Below are 17424 nucleotides of genomic sequence, written 5' to 3' on the forward strand. Positions count from 1 at the left end.
GGCTCTTTTACTTGTGTGCAATTAACCTTCGCTGGTTTGCGTCTGAGTCTGCGGCTGAGATTCCTGCAATGTCAAGCTGACTTCTACCATCTGCTTGCCGCGCACGACCTGCACCTCAATGGTGTCGCCCACTGCGTGGTCGTCCAGAATGCTGGTGACGTCGCTTGTTGTGCTGATGGCATTGCCGTCGATGCTAACCAGCAGATCGCCTACTTCCAGACCGGCTTCATCCGCTGCGCCGCCCTCGTTCACCTGTGCGATATACACGCCCATCTGGGATACGCCGTACTGCATTGCGGTCTGAAGATCGCTGATGGAGATGACCGACACGCCCATAGCCGGACGGCCTGTGACGTAACCGGTTGTCATCAGGGACTCTGCCACTTCCATGGCGGTGTTGATAGGAATTGCAAAACCAAGACCTTCTACGTCGCTGCCGTCCGATTTTGCATTTACGATGCCGATCAGTTCGCCGCGCTCATTGAACAGGCCGCCGCCGGAGTTTCCGGGGTTCACAGCCGCGTTGGTCTGCAGAAGGCTCATGGTCTGATTGTTCACGGTGATATCACGGTTCAGCGCGGAGATGATGCCATCGGTGACCGTACCGCCCAAAGTGCCCAGAGGATTGCCAACTGCCAGAGCGAACTCGCCGACTTTCAAGGTATCGGAGTCACCGATCACCGCCGGGGTCAGACCCGTCGCCTCGATTTTCAAAACAGCGATATCTGTTTTGCTGTCCGTACCTACGAGAGTAGCGTCGTATTCCGTCTTGTCGGACAGACGAACCTTGATGGAGCTTGCGCCCTCGATCACGTGATTATTGGTAATAATGTAGCCATCCTCGGAAATAATCACGCCGCTGCCTGCACCGCTGGTGACGTACTGGCCAAAGAAGTTGCTGTAAGAAACTGTCTCCGTGGTAACCTCCACGACGCTTGGACCAACCTTTTCGGCGATTTGTTCCACACTCATGCTGGCCGAGTCGGTAGGTGTACCGCTGGTGGTACCGTCCGAGCTATCACTGGAGTTATCCGGTGCAGCCTGATAAATTACTGTGCGGCCACCGTTGTTGGCCACCACACTTCCCACATAGCCACCGCCAAATCCGATTGCACCACACAGCACCAACGCAAGCACGGCACACGCAATACGTTTTCCACGTCCGTTGCCAGGTTTCTTGGGGGGCTGCATGCCCATGGGAGAGTAAGGTGGCTGGCCACCCGCCATCGGATCCGGCTGAGCGCCGTTGTTAAAGTCGTACTGGTTGTTGTTCATGGGTTCGCCGGATTGGGGAGTTCCCGTGCAATTATTTTGATTAAGATTCGAATAATCGAATTCCCAATTGTTATTCATGATTACATCCTCCTTTTCTGATGTTGACCTTATTGTACCTGCGGGGTATGAAAAAAGTATGCCAGGCTTGTGAAAGAACGGTGAAACTGCAGGGTTAAAAAACGGACTTGTATCCAAGGTGTCACGCATGTATCTTTAAGAAATTTTCTGTGTTTCTTTCGAAATTCTTTCGTTTTTCATATCGGTGTTCTTATGGTTTCCTTTTTAAAATAAAAGCATCAAATGGAAACGAGGTGTGCGTTGATGACGGTGCGCGAATACGAGGCCATGGTACTTCAATATGAAAAACTGGTATATACAGTTTGCTATCAGTTTGTGCAAAACAGTCATACTGCTGAGGACTTGGCGCAAGAGACCTTTCTTTCAGCCTGGACACACCGGGACGACTGCCGTCCCGACGCCCAAAAGGCCTGGCTATGCCGCATTGCCGCCAACAAGGCCAAGGACTATCTGAAAAGTGCCTATCACCGGCACGCTCAGGCCACAGACGATGAAATGCTCTGTCAATTCTTTGACACGAATCCGTCTCCGGCTCATACCGCAGAAATACGGGAAATGGCAAACAGTGCACTGGAAAATATTTGCGAGATGGATGACATTTACCGGGATGTATGTCTGTTCTACTTTGTGAATGGCTGTTCTGTTTCTGAGATCGCGCACAGGCTAAACCGGCCGCTGCGCACAGTTCACACACAGATTTACCGTGCCCGCACCCGGCTGCGCCAGCAACTGGCAACCGCTTAAACAATATGGTATACTGGGACGGGCGACCGGGACCTTTCCCGGAAAACAATGCACCGGGAGGTTGTTTATGGACGCGCATATTCTTGTTGTGGAGGACGACGCCGAAATCCGCAACGCCATTGGCATCTATTTGGAAAATCAGGGTTACACCGTTCACAAAGCGGAAAATGGAGCCGATGGCCTGGCCCTTTTAAAACACCAGGAAATTCATCTTGCGATCGTGGACATCATGATGCCCGTGATGGACGGCATTACCATGGTAATGAAGCTGCGAGAAGAATACGAATTCCCTGTGATTTTCCTTTCGGCCAAATCCGAGGACATCGACAAAATCACCGGCCTGAACATCGGTGCAGATGATTATGTGACAAAACCTTTTGTTCCGCTGGAGCTACTGGCGCGCGTTCACTCGCAGCTTCGCCGATACGAACGATTTTTAAAACTGGCCGGGCAAACCATTCAACCGCCCGAGCGCTGTTATATGATTGGCGGACTGGAATTAAACGAAGATACCGCCGCTGTCACCGTAGACGGCACACCCGTGAAAATGACACCGCTGGAATTTAAAATTCTGGCGCTGTTAATGAAATATCCCGGACGTGTTTTTTCCGCCGAAGAAATTTACGAGCGGGTGTGGAACGAACGGGCAGTAAACACGGACACCATCATGGTACATGTGCGCAACATTCGCGAAAAAATTGAGATCGATCCGCGAAATCCCAAATATTTGAAGGTGGTGTGGGGCATTGGATACAAAATTGAAAAACTTTAATCTGGCGCGTTTTCTTCTGACTGCCGTATATCCTTTGGTGGCAGTGTTTGTATTTGCCCAGATGTTCCCCTACTTCGAAAGTTCCATGAATCAGGGCATCGCCGAAGGTCATTTTGAAATAAGCGCGCTGTTTTACTTCGGTGGTTTTTCATCCCTGTACGCACTGATGCTGATCGGCAGCTCGGCGGTGGGCGCCGTACTTGCCATTCCCCGTCCACTTGGAATCGGACGCGGTCTGTGGTGCCGCCTGCCTTTGGAAGTGTATCTGGCACTGATATTGCTCATCACCCAAACCCCTTGGACCGTGGCCCGGATTTTGGTCGGCATTTTTAACGGCAGCTACGCCGAGGACATGCAGCACATTTTCTCCTCTTCGGAACCCATGGAGGGGCCTGTGAATCTTTTGCTTGCCTCTCTTTTGTATTTGTTGTTTCTGTGCATGTTCCAGGTGGGCGCCGTATGGATGGCCGCCTTGCGGGATGGCGTATGGAAATATCTGCGCACCCACAGTCTGACTGTGCGCCTGCTTATCTGGATTTTCAAAAAATGCGGCGTATGTCTGAGTGCCGTAACCGTAGCGTTGCGCCGGGCCATACACGGCTTGGGCCAGGTGGACCTGAGCGCACCCGTGGAAAAAACTCTGCTCAAGTGGCTGTTTGCCAATTTTTTACTGGTGACGTTGTGCTGCTGTCTGTGGTTTTGGGGATTGATCGGATGCATCATTTATTCGGTGATCCTGTTCTTTCTTCTCCGCAAGTATATGCAAAAAATCCAGCGGCAATACAACGAGTTGCTGGTTGCCACACAGCGCATGGCCCAGGGCGATCTACATACGCCGGTGGAAGGCGATGCGGGCATTTTCTATCCTTTGCAGGACAGCCTCAACGACGTGCGCACCGGATTTGAAAAGGCGGTCGAAGAAGAAGTGCGCAGCCGCAACATGAAAACCGAATTGATCACCAATGTCTCCCATGATTTAAAAACACCTTTGACCGCCATCATCACCTATGTGGACCTTTTGAAAGACCCCTCTTTGAGCGAGGAAAAACGCACGGAATACGTAGCAACGCTCGACAAAAAGAGCCAGCGTCTAAAGCGGTTGATTGAAGATTTATTTGAAGTAAGTAAGGCTACCAGCGGAAATGTTGTTCTTCATCCCCAACCCATGGACTTGACCGCTCTTTTAAAACAGGTACAGTATGAGATGGAAGATCAACTGGATGCTTCGGCCATTGATTTCCGCTGGCATCTGCCCACGGAAAAGGTACCTGTGATATTGGATGGCCAACGCACCTGCCGCATCTTTGAAAACCTTTTGGGCAATATTTTAAAATATGCCATGTCCGGAACCCGTGCCTACATTCAACTGGAAGAGGACGATGGGCAGGCAGTGGTAACGATGAAAAACATTTCTGCCACCGAACTGACATTTGATCCTTCCCACATCACCGAGCGCTTTGTGCGTGGGGACGCCTCTCGTAACACGGAGGGCAGCGGGCTTGGATTGGCCATTGCCCAAAGTTTTACCGAATTGCAGGGCGGACGATTTGCAATCGAAACAGACGGCGATCTGTTCAAAGCCATTGTCTCTTTTCCGTTGAAATCGATCGCTCCTCAAAACGAGCCGGAACCTTCCCCTCAATAACTTAAAATGCCGGTCAAACCTTGCGGTTTGACCGGCATTTTTGAAATTTCGAACATTATTCCCGACCGCTCAGGTGATGTTCCACCCGGCGGACCAGCATATCCAGCGCCACTGCATTCCGGCCACCTTCCGGCACGATAATGTCGGCATAGCGCTTGGAAGGCTCCACAAACTGCTCATGCATGGGTTTTACAGTAGTCAAGTACTGGGTGACCACACTTTCCAGGCTGCGGCCCCGCTGCTTTACATCCCGCACTACCCGGCGAAGAATGCGCACGTCTGCGTCCGTATCCACATAGATTTTCACATCCATCTGACTGCGCAGCCGCTCGTCGGCCAAAATCAAAATGCCTTCTACCAGGATGACACCGGTGGGCACAATGAGCATGGTCTCACTGGAACGGTCGTGCTGTTTAAAATCATAAACCGGAGCAGCAATGGTCTCACCACGGCGCAGCGCAGCCAAATGCTCCACCAGCAATTCGGTGTCAAAAGCGGACGGATGGTCGTAATTTAAGCGTTGCCGCTCGTCCAAAGGCATGTCCGGATGACTCTTATAATAATTGTCGTAACTGAGCACAGTCACCTGGTCGCCCAGCCGCTCTTTCAGGCGTTTTGTCAGCGTGGTCTTTCCGCTGCCGGTTCCGCCCGCGATGCCAATGACAAAGCATTCCATTCCAATCCCTCCTGTCCGTTAATAGGCGATTTTGAACACTGCTTTCTTCACATGATCAAATCCTTGGGCTCGAATGCCCGGTTTATGGGGTTCTTCCACCATGAAAACGGCAAACCGATCCGTGCCCAGCACCAGCGCGGCGCTGGTGTCGGAATGGTAAAGAGCCGTATCCTTTTCCTCGTCGTAAGGCTGTTTTTCCGTCAGTTCTCCCAGGGCCACCTCACACAGTTCTGCCCCTTCCAAGTCCACCTGCAAATCCATGTAGCGGGTGTGGGTCTCAAAAGGAATCTCCTCGCTGGGTTTGGGGTCCAGTTCAAACACGTTTACATACACATTGTCCCCGTCAATGTCGGTGCGTCCCAGGGCGAGTTCGGCCAGATCATGGGTCTCGATGTATTCGATGGCCGTGTCCAGGTGTTCAAACAGGCCCGTGTACTGATTTAAGTTTTCCAGTCGGTCAAAAATCATATGGCAAAGACCTCTCTTTCTGTTTTGAGTATAGCAGATTTTTCCCTTTGCCACAACCAAAAAGCGGCCCTCTTGCAAGAGGGCCGCTTGTATCATTCTTATTTTACTTCCGGCAGGCTGGCCGCGGCGGCAGACTGACCCACTCGACGGGTCTTTTCATCCGGTGCCTCGGGACGGAACGCCACGTCGGGATATTCTTCATTCATCACACGGCTGGCCACATCCAGAATGATGTCGCCGCCCTTTCCGGACATGACGCGGCCCATCATCTGCACGTGACGAATGTCATAGAACATGGCATACAGCGCCAGCGTATGACCCAGATACACGCCGATGGACTCATACACCTTCACAGCGCGGGGGTCGTTCTCAGCCATCAAAGCCTGTACCTCTTTCAGCTTTTCGGCCGGGCTTTCCCCTTTCAATTCAATGCCTGCACGGGGCGCCAGCTTGATGACGCTGTCCTGGCTGAAGTACTTCACGCCGCAGCCGATGTCGCCGCTCCACTCATCTTCCATGGCGTCGGGCTGACCGTCCACGGGAGCGAAGGCCAGCTCGTTCAGCCAGCCGCAGATGTTGCCATCGCCGTCCACATAGCCCACGGCTTCGCTTGTGCCCATGGCAATGCCCATGATGCCGTTCTCTCCAAGGCCCATGGCGCCCGCCAGCGCAGACACGTCGCCATCGTTGGCCACGACAACGGGAATTTCGTATCCCAGCGTATTGGACAGCTCTTTGGCGGCACGCGTATAAATATTCTTGACCTTCTTATCAAAGTCCTCTTTGCCTACTTTCAAGAACAGGCTGGCCACCATGCATTTGTTGTCGATGTACACGCCTGCGGAAGAAATGCCGATTCCGTCCACATGGCCGCCCTTTTCCAGAATTTTGGCCGCAGCGGTATGGAAGGCCGCCAGAATGCCCTGGTAGTGATAGTCGGGATTGGAGATGGTTTTGGGGAACCAGACCACTTCTTCGCTGTAGATGGGCTCGCCGTCGATGACAGCGGACACCTTGCGGTCCGAGCCGCCGGCGTCAAAGCCGATGCGTCCGCCGTTGGTGTGACGGCCGATGCTCTCAGACCGGTGCACGGCCGTGGGTTTTTGGTCGTAGGGAAGGCTTTCCACCACAAAGTCGGTCTCGTACACCTGCTCCATAAAACCCTTGTCAAAGGCGCGGGAACCATTTTCGCTGTACGCGCGACGAATGGTCTGAGCCACTTCATCGTCGCCGCAAATGCTCACTTTGAAACCGCCCCAACTCCATAGAAGGAACTTGACTAGACGATCCACATAATAATCATCCGCTTTTTTCATCTCCGGAGTGCCGTAAATGCGCGTCTCGTACACACCTACCTGACCACCGGAACGCTCCACAGCGATGCACAACGGTTTTTGTGCGTTTTTGGAATATTCTTTAAAAAACAAGCCCAGAGGAACAAACCCCTGGTCCAATTCCGGCAGATTCTTGACCGGAATGTCCACGTTGAGAAATTTCATATTCCTTCTCCTTTTCTGTTGTGGGGTATTTGCCGGCTATGTGCACCGGACTTTGTAGATTCATTCTAACACAGGAACGCAGGGAAATCTTGCACGATTTGTATGACATTTTTGCATTTTCTGCCATGAAAAAAGCGCCGCCTAAAAAACAGGCGGCGCCAAAGCAACAAACATCGTTTTCAACGGTATCTTGAACCAAGGATGTTTTCGCATTTCTATGCGTTTTTTCGGTTTTTCTGGCTTTTGATGACCTTCATGCGTGTGAATTCTTCGCGCTCGTGTTCCTCCAACGTGCTGGAAATAAACCGAATGTTATTTTCCAGCTTGGGAATGACCACGTTTTCCAACATATTGGCCCGGCGCTGCGTCTTTTTGATGGCCGTAGCCAACCGGTACACGCTGTTTTCAATGCCTGCCAATTTGGCGCACAGGTGTTTGACCCTGTCAAAGCACATGTAGGCATAGTCCAGTTGCGAATTGGTATCTGAAAAACCGTAATAAGGGAAAATCGGCGGACTGTCCAAATGACCCGTGGGCAAATCTACCCCCATAATGCTGTGACTGGTAACCGAAAACCCTTTTTCTTCGGGCACCGCATTCTCCAGCGAGCGGTCGATGCCCAGAGTGATGTTGGCGCTCTGCAATGCCGTGTAAGAGCGGATGAATGTATCGCCGATTTCCTTTTGCATATCGGCGGCCTCGTCAATCAGTTTCATCATCTCTCGCATAAGGACGTTGCGCTTGCGGTCCAGCAGGTCAAAGCCCAGTTTGGCCAGAGACAGGTTCTTTTTGCAGGCGATCAGATTGCCTTTGGTGGGAAATATCTGTTCGGCCATGGTACAACACCTCCCGGATAGTCAAAATAGAAATCAATGCTTGCCGTAGTGTTTTTCCAGCACTTTTTCGTCGATGCGCTCCAGTTCTTCCCGCGGCAGAATGGACAAAAGCCGCCAGCCCAGATCCAGGCTCTGATCGATGGTGCGGTCCTCATTGGGACCCTGACCCAGAAACTCACGTTCAAAATGGTCGCCAAAGTCCAGGTACAGTTTGTCCGTACGGGACAACTCCTCCTCGCCGATGACGCTGGCAAGGCCACGTGCGTCGGACACTTTGGCATAACTGGCGAACAACTGATTGGACACATCGGCATGGTCTTCTCTTGTAAAGCCCGCTCCGATGCCATCCTTCATCAAACGGGACAGACTGGGCAAAACACTGATGGGCGGATAGATGCCCTGCTGGTCCAGATAGCGGTCCAGCACGATCTGCCCCTCGGTGATGTAGCCGGTCAAGTCCGGAATGGGGTGGGTAATGTCGTCGTTGGGCATGGTGAGAATGGGAATCTGCGTCACACTGCCCTGGCGCCCCACAATGACACCGGCCCGCTCATACAAGCTGGCAAAGTCGGAATACAAATAACCCGGATAGCCTTTTCGGCCCGGAATCTCCCCTTTGGAAGAAGAAAGCTCGCGCAGCGCCTCCGCATAGCTGGTCATGTCCGTCATGACCACCAATACGTGCATGTTCTGCTCAAATGCCAGATACTCTGCCGCGGTCAAAGCGCAGCGGGGCGTGAGAATACGCTCAATGATGGGGTCCGAGGACAGGTTTAAAAACATGGTCACGCGGCTGAGCGCGCCGGACTCTTCAAAGCTGCGGCGGAAGTACTCGGCCACGTCCTTGGTGACGCCCATGGCGCAGAACACAATGCCGAAGTTTTCGCTTGTCTCGCCGCTGAGCTTGGCCTGGCGCACGATCTGAGCGGCCAGTTTGTTGTGGCTCATACCGGAACCGGAGAAAATGGGCAATTTCTGACCGCGAATCAGAGTGATAAGCGTATCGATGGAAGAAATGCCCGTGCGAATGTAGTTGCGGGGATAGGAACGGGACACCGGATTGATGGCGCTTCCGTTGATATCATCAAATCGGTTTGCGAACACCGGACCAAGACCGTCAATGGGTTCTCCCGCGCCGTTGAAAATACGGCCCACGATCTCCGGCGCCAGCGCCAGGCGCATGGGCTCGCCGGTAAACCGGGCGGAAGTTCCGTTCAGCGTCAGGCCATTGGTACCGGCGAACACCTGCACCACGGCCCGCTGACCTTCCAGGGCAATTACACGGCCTGTGCGAACACCGTCTTTTGTTTTGATCTGAACCATTTCCTCGTAACTGGCGTTTTCCACGCCGTCGATGGCGACCAACGGGCCGTTGATATCACTCAGCCCCAAATATTCCATGGCCATGGCAGATCACTTCCCTTCCGCTTTCGCCGCGTTCAGCGGCTTTTGTTTTTCCAAGAGTTCGGCGCAAATAGCGTCCAGCTCCTGATTGTACTGTCCAAACATCTCGGGCTTATCGTTGGGAATCTCGTACTTCACTTTGATAAGCTTATCGAACAGACCTGCATCGCTCATACTGCTGACGGGAACTCCTGCATTCACCAGCTCCACCGCACGGTCGTACAAGTGCAGAATGGCCTCCATCATCCACATCTGTTTGGACAAAGGCACATAGGTGTCGTTCTTGTGAAAGGCGTTCTGCTGCAAAAAGCCCACACGAATCACCCGGGCCACTTCCAGCGTGACTTTCTGGGAGTCGGGCAGCACGTCGGAACCGATCAGCTTGACGATTTCCATCAGCTTATTTTCCTCGCTGAGCAGGCCCAGCATACGTCCACGCATTTTGCAGAACTCTTCGCCTACATTTGCAATGTAATAGGGGTCCAAATCCTCGTAGTATTCGCTGTAACTGATGGTCCAGTTGATGGCCGGATAGTGCCGCGCATAGGCCAGACTCTTATCCAAAGCCAAAAAGCAGCGCACAAAGCGCTTGGTGTTCTGAGTGACCGGTTCCGAAAAGTCGGAACCTTGGGGCGACACCGCGCCGATGACGGACACGCTGCCGCTGGTGCCGTTCAGATTCTCAACGCAGCCAGCGCGCTCATAAAACGCGGCCAGGCGGCTGGGCAGATACGCGGGGAAGCCCTCTTCCGCAGGCATCTCCTCCAAACGGCCAGAAATCTCGCGCAGGGCCTCGGCCCAGCGGGAAGTGGAATCGGCCATCATGGCCACGTCGTATCCCATGTCCCGGTAGTACTCGGCCAGGGTGATGCCTGTGTAAATGGACGCCTCACGGGCGGCCACCGGCATGTTGGATGTATTGGCAATGAGCACAGTGCGCTGGGTCATGGGTTTGCCACTCTTGGGGTCTTCCAATTCCCGGAACTCGTTCAAAACCTGGGTCATCTCGTTGCCGCGCTCGCCGCATCCCACATAGATGATGATGTCCGCATCGCACCACTTGGCAAGCTGGTGCTGGGTCATGGTTTTTCCGGTTCCAAATCCGCCCGGAATGGCGGCCGTGCCGCCCTTGGCGATGGGGAACAGCGTATCGATGACGCGCTGGCCCGTAATCAGCGGCCGGCTGATGGCCTCGCGGTCCTTCACGGGCCGAGGCACACGGATGGGCCATTTCTGCGCAAGGCACAGCGTTTTCTCCTCGCCGTCGGCGGTGCGCACTTTGCAAATTGGTTCTGTGACCGTATAGGCACCGTCCTCAGCCACCCAAGTGACCACACCGGATACATCCGGCGGGACCATACTTTTGTGAGTGATGATGCTGGTCTCGGGACAGGTGGCGATCACATCGCCGCCCTGTACATTGGCCCCGGGTTTGACGGTGACCGTCACGTCCCACTTGCGCGTTTCATCCAGGCTGCTCACATGCACGCCCGTGGCAATGAAAGCGCCGTTCTTCTGGGCAATCTCGCCCAGAGGGCGCTCGATGCCATCAAAAATATTTTCCATAATGCCCGGCCCCAGTGTGGCGGAAAGCGGCGCGCCGGTGCCTCTGACCGGCTCGCCCACTGCCAGGCCGGTGGTGTTTTCATACACCTGAATGGTGGTCCGGTCATCGCTGACATGGATGACTTCGCCGATCAGGCCCGCGTTGCCCACGTAGACCATTTCCATCATGCCGAAGCTGTCCGTGTCACGCACGGTGATGACCGGTCCGTTGATTGAATAGACCGTATCTTTCATAGGCTGCTCCTAACTGTCTGTACTGTAATTGGGCGCCTCACTCGACGCGCAGGCCGCACCGGCCCAAAAACTTTGTACGCTGGGTGCGGATGGCGTCGTCCAATGTCTCATCAAACAGCAAACGCCCTTTGCGCACTTTTACACCACCAAACCGGATGTTCCGGTCCTGCTGAATACAGCAGCCCGGAATCGCCTTTTCCAGCGCAGGCCGCAAACGGTCCTCATCCCCGGCACGCACTCCAATCACGCAGTTCTCGGGGTCTGCGTTCACATGAGCACGTACAATGTTTACGACCCACTCTACATAGGCCGGTGTCTCCACATAGGCCGCCAGATTTTCCTCCACCTCGGCAAACAGCGAATTCACCAACTGACCGCGATAGCCCAGCAGCTTTTTACGGTTTTCCTGGCGTGCAGCCGCCAATTCACGCTCCAGCTTTGCCCGAGCTTCCGCCCGATAGCTTTCCAGCGGGTCCGTGCGTTGAACGCCCACAATCGTGGCATACTTTTCGTCCGCCTGCACCTTTGCCTCGGCCAGAATGTTCTCGGCCTGCTGGCGCGCAGCGTCCAGGACAGAATCGGAAAACTGGGCAAAAGACTGCCCGTTTTCCGAGATTTTCCGTGCAGTGTTCTGCATCTCCACGTTCTTTCTGCTCATTCCCGTCACCTCAAATCTTCACACCCACCGCCTCGGAGATGTAGCGACGAATGCTGTCTCCGGGGTTGGTGTCACTGTGCCGGTCCGGCATCTCCACGATCAGTGGCCGTTTGCGATTCAATTTGTATGCAAACACTACATCCGCGCACTTGGCCACCAGCTTGTCCGTAATTAACACCAGCCCGATTTCAGGATCGGCGCAGGCCTTTTCCAGCGCCGCATTCATCTCTTCTGGCTCATGCACCACAACGCCACGCACACCCACCAGGCGCATGCCTGCCAGAGTGTCTACGTTGTCGCTGATGAGAAAGTATTTCATGAACTTACACCTTCGTCCAGATCAAGATGGCAACGAGCATGCCGTACAGGGCAATGCCTTCGCCCAAAGCTACGAAAATCAGCGCTTTACCGAAGCTCTTGGGGTCTTCCGTCAAAGCACCGATGGCGGCAGGAGCACCTGCGCCTACGGCAATGCCGGAACCAATGGCCGCGATGCCCATTGCCAGCGCAGCAGCCAGAAGGCCCAAGCCTTGATTGATGTCGGGTGCAGCGGCAACGGCAGTAGTATCCTCAGCAAATGCAATGCTGGACAACGCACAGGCCAGTACGAACACGGCCAACAGGACCACAAAAGTACGGACAGCTTTTTTCATGTTTTGATTTTTCATAATGTGTCTCCATTCTGCCGCGCAAAGCGGCTTGTAATGATCTATGGAATCAAATCCGGCAGGGCCGGATGAGACGTCTCAGTTCTCGGCCTTGGTGCCGTCCAACCGGACACGCAACGGGTCGAAAGGACGACCGGTTGCGTCGAAAAAGCGGCTGAACATTTCGTAAAATTCCAAACGCAACACCTGAATACCCACAAACAATCCTTCCAGTGCCATGACAAACAGATTGCCCACCAGCACGATAAGCCAGTAAAGGATCGGATTGGTGGTCATGTCACTCAGCGTGAACACCATGGTCATCATACCGGCGTGAGCCAGAGCAAAACCGCCTACACGCAAAAAGCTCATGGTGTTGGACGCAAAGCTGAGAAGTGCATCAAACACTTCAAAAAAGCCATTCATAAAGATTTCGCCCACGGTCTCCTCCACCGGTTTTCCCTTGATGCGTGCACAGATAAACTCGGAGAAGTAAATGCACAAAAACGGCACCACAAGACACAGAACATAAAACGCCGGCGTGCACACAAAGGGCACACTGTATCCCAGTGCCAATTCGACCAACGTGGCCAGCAAGCTAAAGTAAAATACCAGCCCCGCCACTCCGTTGACTGAGAAAACAGCCTCGGGCCACAGGCCCCGGCGGATACAGGACAAAATGCCCGTGATCATGGCCGCCGCGATTAGGAAGATGCCCGCGATGACGCTGGACACCAAAAGCACAATGATGCTGTTGGGCTCCAACACGTCCATGGGTTTTTCCGCAAAGCCAAGCATCCGGTAAAATCCGTCCAGCGCATGCTCAAAGCCAAACACACTGCCGTATACAAACCCGAACAACGTGGAAAAAATGCTGCATCGGGACAACACTAAGCCGATCTGCATGTGCATTTTTTTGTACATGATAAAGTAACCGATCAGCCCCAGCAAAATGCCCTGACCCACATCGCCGAACATGATGCCGAACAACACCGCATAGGTGATGGCCACAAAGCCCGTGGGGTCCAAATCGCCGTATTCCGGCAGACCGTACATGTCCACAAACATCTCAAAGGGACGGAACAGCCAGTTGTTCTTCAATTTCACCGGCGGTTTGCGGTCCGGCGGAGTTTCGGCGTCTTCCAGTTCGCTGTCCCGGCACAGACGCACTCCAGGCAGAATGGCCAGTGCGTTCTTCACCCGCTCCACCTCATCACAGGGGACATAACCGCTGATATAATACGTGTGTTCCAGAACAATGACGTATTTGTACATATCATAAATCTGGGACTCATAGTTCAGCCATGCGGCGCACCGGCGCAAATACTCCAGCATTTTTTCATCTGCTAGCTGTGCATTGTTTTTCAGCTCTTTCTGCCGGGCGCGCAATTCGTTTTCCTCGGTGATGATCTGAGCAATGGCGTCCTGCGGCGTGCCGTGCACAAAGTCCGGCACCCAGACCCGTTCAAAATACAGCGAAGCGAAAATGTCGTCCACTTCATGGGCTTTGTCCTCGGGCACAAAGTACATGCCCCAGTAGTACTCGCCGTCAAAATCGTATTCGTGGAACGTAAAGGAATGTTCTTCATAATAAGGGAGCTTGATGAAGCTGTCCTTTGGCAAGCGTCCAAACCGCACCTTCAGATACTTGCAGCTAAAAATCTCATCAATGCTGGTCTTGAGTCCTGTCAAATGGTACAGTTGCGCCTTCGTCTGCTCGTAGGTAGTCAGCTTGGCATTGATCTCTGTCTCCTGACGATTGCGCTCAGCCACCTGTTCGGCCAGTTTTTCCACATCCCGGCGGACGTCTTTGTACTCGTACATCCGTCCATCGTAAGCCAGCAAATGATTGTCCTGTCCCAGGTCCTTGATGAGGCCCAGCGTCTGATTCAACAAGGGCGTATATTTGTTCTCCGCCTGCCCGGTGGCCGCGTTGATGCTCTCTGCGGCGTCATCCGGCTGGAAACATGCCGCCCGTGCCAGCACTTCCAGCGTTGCCTGCGGGTCGCGCTCGGGGCCGTAGATATTGACATGCTCCATTTTTACCATGCCCATCTTGTGACACCTCGTTTCTTTGATTGATTTCAATACTTGAGGAACGTATTGATCTGCGCGGCCGGCAGACCGTAGCGAACACCTTCGATGATATTGATGATGTTGCTGCGCTGGATATCCGCCAAACACAGCGTGGCGGCAAGCACCGTCTGCGGCGTGCAGGAAAAATGCAAAAGCCGCTCCGCCGAATGGTACAGCGCCCTATCCGCCTCGATATCCGAAGGCTTGTCCAACTCGTCCGTTCTTTCTCCGTACACTTTCCGCGCCCGGGAATCGTTGTACAAACGCAAAAACTCCTTCAAATCGCGGGCGCCTGCCAGTTCGTACAACTTTTTCTGGGGAAGAATGTACGTCACGTTTAACAAAAGTTCCCGCAATTTGGCCGGCGGAAGCTGTTCATTGTAAAAAGCCTTGGCCCGATACAAAAGATCCAAATTGTAAATCTCCGCCTGCTGCAAAAACAACCGCTTTGTGTCCGCTTTGATACGACCGGGCACGCTGCGTTCGATCTGACGCACCACTGTGACATAATAATAGTTCCAAAAAGCATGTTCGCACAAAAGATAATCGGGCAACTTGCCTTTGGGCGGCATGACCGCAGCCAGCACCTTGGCATAAGGCGTACCTGCCACAACAGGCACACACTCCTCAATGGTCTCTGCCTTTGCCAATTTCAACAAACTGAAACTGGTTTTGCTGGCCAGAAAGCCCGGCAACTGAACAATGTAATGATGGCGGAATCCCATGCTCAAAAGCCGAATCTTTGCCAAAAGTTCTGTGATCTCACAGCGCATGAGAAAATAGGTGCCAAAACTTCCTTTTTTATCAAACGTATAATGCATCAAGGATTCATATTTATAAAAAATATCCTTGCGCAGCGCTTCTTCGATTTGCGCACGGTGCAGGTTCATGGAAGAAAGCCCTTTGAGACTGTCCGCAAAGTAGGGATGACTTTGCAAAGCGGCCGTCACTTCCAGCACACTGCGCTTGCGTTCCAGTTCCGCATAGTCCTCTTTGGTCAGACGTCGGGCAGCAATCGCCTTCGCCTTGGGCACAACCGCCAACGCGGATTGATTTTCCAGCATGCCCGTTCACGCTCCTTTCCCGCGAATGGCTCTCAGGCTTGTCCGCCCAAAATACCCCGCTGGATCTCATCCAGCCAATGTTCGCGATTTTCCTCAAAGGTGGCATCCAGCGCATGTTTTGCATCCAGATAAGCCTTGTCCATCTCTTCCCGTTCTTTTTGGGTGTCCTGAGCAAGCTGAGCGTCCACCTCTCGCTTGCCCTGTTCCAGAACTGCCTGGCGCTTTTGCAATTCCGCATTGGCACGTTTCTCGGCACCGGCCAAAATCTGCTTTTTTTCTTCCTGTGCCTGATCAATCAACGCTCTGGCCTTGCGGTCGGTCTCCATGATCAAATCAACAAAAGCTTCCATTTTGCACCCCTCCATCCTATATTCCGGCCCGCGCGCAAAACTGCGTGCGGGCCGAAAAATGTCTTACAACTGACAAATTTATAACAAGCAATTGATAGACATAAGATACTCTTTTTTATTTAAAAAAGCAACCCCGGCACACAAAATTTTTGCCTGGCACAAATTCCCTACGATTCTCCTCTCGGACGATAAAGTTCGAGCCAACGTATATCCTGCCGCCAAAAAATTCGATCTGCCGCAAAACCGTCCTCCAACGCTCGTGAGACCGGATAAGTATCTCGAGCCGGCATTTCGCGCACTTCACATACAGGCGGTCTGCCGGCCGTTTTGCGCAAAAGATAATGCGGTCTCAACTGATAAAGCGGACGAACCAAATGTGCCTCAAAGCCGGCGGCCATATACCCGGGCAGAAGGCTTTCTCCCGTCTTGACCGGCACCACTGCCGTCCAGGCGCCGGTGTCTGGCTCGACTTGCGCACATCTTGCTTGAAGCACCTTGAGAAACGATTCCACGATTCCGCTATCCAGCGACGCCACCGCCATAAGATGCCAGCGAACGTCTGGATAAACTTTTCTCAATGCCTCGCTTTGAGGATTGTCCGACGATGCCGGGCAAAATGCACCGCACACCTTGAGAAGCCCCTGAGTGAATCCGCCCCACACTTCGCCTTGCTTGCAAATCGCATCCAGGCACGCTGCCGCGAAAGCACCGTCCCGCCCAAACCGGCTGTAAAGGAACAGCGCTGCTGGTATCTCATGCCGTTTCAAACGGCGCACCGAAAGGTTGTCTGTTTTTTCCATTTGCATTTTCAACACCTCGGTGCATTCTATGCCCTCACCTTTATGGGTTATTCGTTTCCTGCACTGGATTTTTCATTTGCTCCGATATATAATAAAAAAGAATACACAGCCGGAGGGCTTCGCTTTATGAGAATTTCCCGAATTGCACTGCGCAAACTTCTGATCGGCGCAATTTTGCTGGTGATTGCCGCAGCCATCACCATGTTTATCAAAGAGTCGCTGGACACCCAGGACCCGGAATCTGCTCTTCCCATTTTGAGTATTGAATACAACGGTACGCAAATCCCGCCTAGCCAGGAGGGCTTTTTATACCGTGCGGGCTATGAGTGGAACTTTTTCACCACAGTGGAACGCCGGGCTCCCCAACTGGCAGAAAACGATTTGCCGCTGGTGCCCTTGGATGTATCGTCTCAGGCAGAACTGAAACTTTTGTTCTCCAAAGAGCCATCTGGATTGAAAGTGCTGCGTGCGTCCGGAACAAGCTCCACAGAATTTTTGGAACTCACCGATGCATCGGACGGAACCTTCAACACCCCGGCCACACCCGGTACCTATGTTTATAAAATTTTGGCCGAATGGGGCAACCGCGGATATATTCAGTATTACTTTTCCCTTCAAGTGCGATGAAAAAC

18 protein-coding genes are annotated in these 17424 nt (G+C 53.2%); 4 read left to right on the plus strand and 14 right to left on the minus strand.

Annotation, left to right across the window (positions count from 1 at the left end):
* Positions 1-21 precede the first annotated feature (21 nt).
* Positions 22-1353 (minus strand): S1C family serine protease, encoded by a 1332-nt coding sequence (locus tag AB5H98_RS02850; protein ID WP_367924406.1) that lies wholly within the window; start codon positions 1351-1353, stop codon positions 22-24.
* A 243-nt stretch (positions 1354-1596) separates the two neighbouring features.
* Here AB5H98_RS02850 and AB5H98_RS02855 point away from each other — a divergent pair, with 243 nt between their 5' ends.
* From AB5H98_RS02855 to AB5H98_RS02865, 3 genes are all read left to right on the plus strand, one after another.
* Positions 1597-2097, plus strand: a complete 501-nt coding sequence (locus AB5H98_RS02855; protein WP_367924407.1) for an RNA polymerase sigma factor — start codon at positions 1597-1599, stop codon at positions 2095-2097.
* Positions 2098-2164: 67 nt separating this feature from the next.
* Positions 2165-2869 carry a response regulator transcription factor gene (locus AB5H98_RS02860; RefSeq protein ID WP_367924408.1) on the plus strand — a complete coding sequence of 235 codons (705 nt, stop codon included), beginning with the start codon at positions 2165-2167 and terminating at the stop codon, positions 2867-2869.
* Positions 2844-4514, plus strand: coding sequence for a sensor histidine kinase (locus AB5H98_RS02865; RefSeq protein ID WP_367924409.1), 1671 nt, complete (start codon positions 2844-2846; stop codon positions 4512-4514). The genes AB5H98_RS02860 and AB5H98_RS02865 overlap by 26 nt, the downstream gene beginning before the upstream one ends.
* 55 nt (positions 4515-4569) lie before the next feature.
* Here the strand turns inward: AB5H98_RS02865 and udk are convergent, their stop codons facing one another.
* The 13 genes from udk to AB5H98_RS02930 form a co-directional block, all read right to left on the minus strand.
* Positions 4570-5190 (minus strand): uridine kinase, encoded by a 621-nt coding sequence (gene udk, locus AB5H98_RS02870; protein ID WP_367924410.1) that lies wholly within the window; start codon positions 5188-5190, stop codon positions 4570-4572.
* An 18-nt stretch (positions 5191-5208) separates the two neighbouring features.
* On the minus strand, positions 5209-5658 hold the full coding sequence (locus AB5H98_RS02875; protein ID WP_367924411.1) for a YhcH/YjgK/YiaL family protein: 450 nt from the start codon (positions 5656-5658) through the stop codon (positions 5209-5211).
* 98 nt (positions 5659-5756) lie between these two features.
* Positions 5757-7157 carry an ROK family protein gene (locus AB5H98_RS02880; RefSeq protein WP_367924412.1) on the minus strand — a complete coding sequence of 467 codons (1401 nt, stop codon included), beginning with the start codon at positions 7155-7157 and terminating at the stop codon, positions 5757-5759.
* 215 nt (positions 7158-7372) lie between these two features.
* Complete coding sequence (locus tag AB5H98_RS02885; RefSeq protein WP_367924413.1) at positions 7373-7993, minus strand: V-type ATP synthase subunit D; 621 nt, start codon at positions 7991-7993, stop codon at positions 7373-7375.
* 33 nt (positions 7994-8026) lie between these two features.
* Entirely contained in the window at positions 8027-9400 is a 1374-nt protein-coding gene (locus AB5H98_RS02890) for a V-type ATP synthase subunit B (RefSeq protein ID WP_367924414.1), read from the minus strand.
* 6 nt (positions 9401-9406) lie between these two features.
* Positions 9407-11197, minus strand: a complete 1791-nt coding sequence (locus AB5H98_RS02895; RefSeq protein WP_367924415.1) for a V-type ATP synthase subunit A — start codon at positions 11195-11197, stop codon at positions 9407-9409.
* A 37-nt stretch (positions 11198-11234) separates the two neighbouring features.
* A complete protein-coding gene (locus AB5H98_RS02900; protein WP_367924416.1) occupies positions 11235-11855 on the minus strand; it encodes a V-type ATP synthase subunit E in 621 nt (206 codons plus the stop codon).
* A 10-nt stretch (positions 11856-11865) separates the two neighbouring features.
* A complete protein-coding gene (locus AB5H98_RS02905) occupies positions 11866-12174 on the minus strand; it encodes a V-type ATP synthase subunit F (protein ID WP_367924417.1) in 309 nt (102 codons plus the stop codon).
* A gap of 4 nt (positions 12175-12178) precedes the next feature.
* Positions 12179-12523: an ATP synthase subunit C gene (locus AB5H98_RS02910; RefSeq protein WP_367924418.1), complete on the minus strand. Its 345-nt coding sequence runs from the start codon at positions 12521-12523 to the stop codon at positions 12179-12181.
* Positions 12524-12601: 78 nt separating this feature from the next.
* The gene (locus tag AB5H98_RS02915) at positions 12602-14557 is read right to left on the minus strand and encodes a V-type ATP synthase subunit I (RefSeq protein ID WP_367924419.1); all 1956 of its coding nucleotides are present in this window, start codon (positions 14555-14557) and stop codon (positions 12602-12604) included.
* Between the two features lie 29 nt (positions 14558-14586).
* Positions 14587-15642: a V-type ATPase subunit gene (locus AB5H98_RS02920; protein ID WP_367924420.1), complete on the minus strand. Its 1056-nt coding sequence runs from the start codon at positions 15640-15642 to the stop codon at positions 14587-14589.
* A 32-nt stretch (positions 15643-15674) separates the two neighbouring features.
* Positions 15675-15992, minus strand: a complete 318-nt coding sequence (locus AB5H98_RS02925; RefSeq protein WP_367924421.1) for a hypothetical protein — start codon at positions 15990-15992, stop codon at positions 15675-15677.
* A gap of 167 nt (positions 15993-16159) precedes the next feature.
* Positions 16160-16798, minus strand: a complete 639-nt coding sequence (locus tag AB5H98_RS02930; RefSeq protein WP_367924422.1) for a hypothetical protein — start codon at positions 16796-16798, stop codon at positions 16160-16162.
* Positions 16799-16918: 120 nt separating this feature from the next.
* Here AB5H98_RS02930 and AB5H98_RS02935 point away from each other — a divergent pair, with 120 nt between their 5' ends.
* Entirely contained in the window at positions 16919-17419 is a 501-nt protein-coding gene (locus AB5H98_RS02935; RefSeq protein WP_367924423.1) for a hypothetical protein, read from the plus strand.
* Positions 17420-17424 lie beyond the last annotated feature (5 nt).

This window comes from uncultured Ruthenibacterium sp. (assembly GCF_963558415.1).
Lineage (GTDB): Bacteria > Bacillota > Clostridia > Oscillospirales > Ruminococcaceae > Ruthenibacterium.

Coding starts and splice junctions, on each gene's coding strand:
- AB5H98_RS02860 (WP_367924408.1), top strand. CDS start 2,165: ATGGACGCGCATATTCTTGTTGTGGAGGACGACGCCGAAATCCGCAAC.
- AB5H98_RS02905 (WP_367924417.1), bottom strand. CDS start 12,174: ATGAAATACTTTCTCATCAGCGACAACGTAGACACTCTGGCAGGCATG.
- AB5H98_RS02895 (WP_367924415.1), bottom strand. CDS start 11,197: ATGAAAGATACGGTCTATTCAATCAACGGACCGGTCATCACCGTGCGT.
- AB5H98_RS02910 (WP_367924418.1), bottom strand. CDS start 12,523: ATGAAAAATCAAAACATGAAAAAAGCTGTCCGTACTTTTGTGGTCCTG.
- AB5H98_RS02915 (WP_367924419.1), bottom strand. CDS start 14,557: ATGGGCATGGTAAAAATGGAGCATGTCAATATCTACGGCCCCGAGCGC.
- AB5H98_RS02925 (WP_367924421.1), bottom strand. CDS start 15,992: ATGGAAGCTTTTGTTGATTTGATCATGGAGACCGACCGCAAGGCCAGA.
- AB5H98_RS02875 (WP_367924411.1), bottom strand. CDS start 5,658: ATGATTTTTGACCGACTGGAAAACTTAAATCAGTACACGGGCCTGTTT.
- AB5H98_RS02930 (WP_367924422.1), bottom strand. CDS start 16,798: ATGCAAATGGAAAAAACAGACAACCTTTCGGTGCGCCGTTTGAAACGG.
- AB5H98_RS02855 (WP_367924407.1), top strand. CDS start 1,597: ATGACGGTGCGCGAATACGAGGCCATGGTACTTCAATATGAAAAACTG.
- AB5H98_RS02850 (WP_367924406.1), bottom strand. CDS start 1,353: ATGAATAACAATTGGGAATTCGATTATTCGAATCTTAATCAAAATAAT.
- AB5H98_RS02900 (WP_367924416.1), bottom strand. CDS start 11,855: ATGAGCAGAAAGAACGTGGAGATGCAGAACACTGCACGGAAAATCTCG.
- AB5H98_RS02920 (WP_367924420.1), bottom strand. CDS start 15,642: ATGCTGGAAAATCAATCCGCGTTGGCGGTTGTGCCCAAGGCGAAGGCG.
- AB5H98_RS02890 (WP_367924414.1), bottom strand. CDS start 9,400: ATGGCCATGGAATATTTGGGGCTGAGTGATATCAACGGCCCGTTGGTC.
- AB5H98_RS02935 (WP_367924423.1), top strand. CDS start 16,919: ATGAGAATTTCCCGAATTGCACTGCGCAAACTTCTGATCGGCGCAATT.
- udk (WP_367924410.1), bottom strand. CDS start 5,190: ATGGAATGCTTTGTCATTGGCATCGCGGGCGGAACCGGCAGCGGAAAG.
- AB5H98_RS02885 (WP_367924413.1), bottom strand. CDS start 7,993: ATGGCCGAACAGATATTTCCCACCAAAGGCAATCTGATCGCCTGCAAA.
- AB5H98_RS02880 (WP_367924412.1), bottom strand. CDS start 7,157: ATGAAATTTCTCAACGTGGACATTCCGGTCAAGAATCTGCCGGAATTG.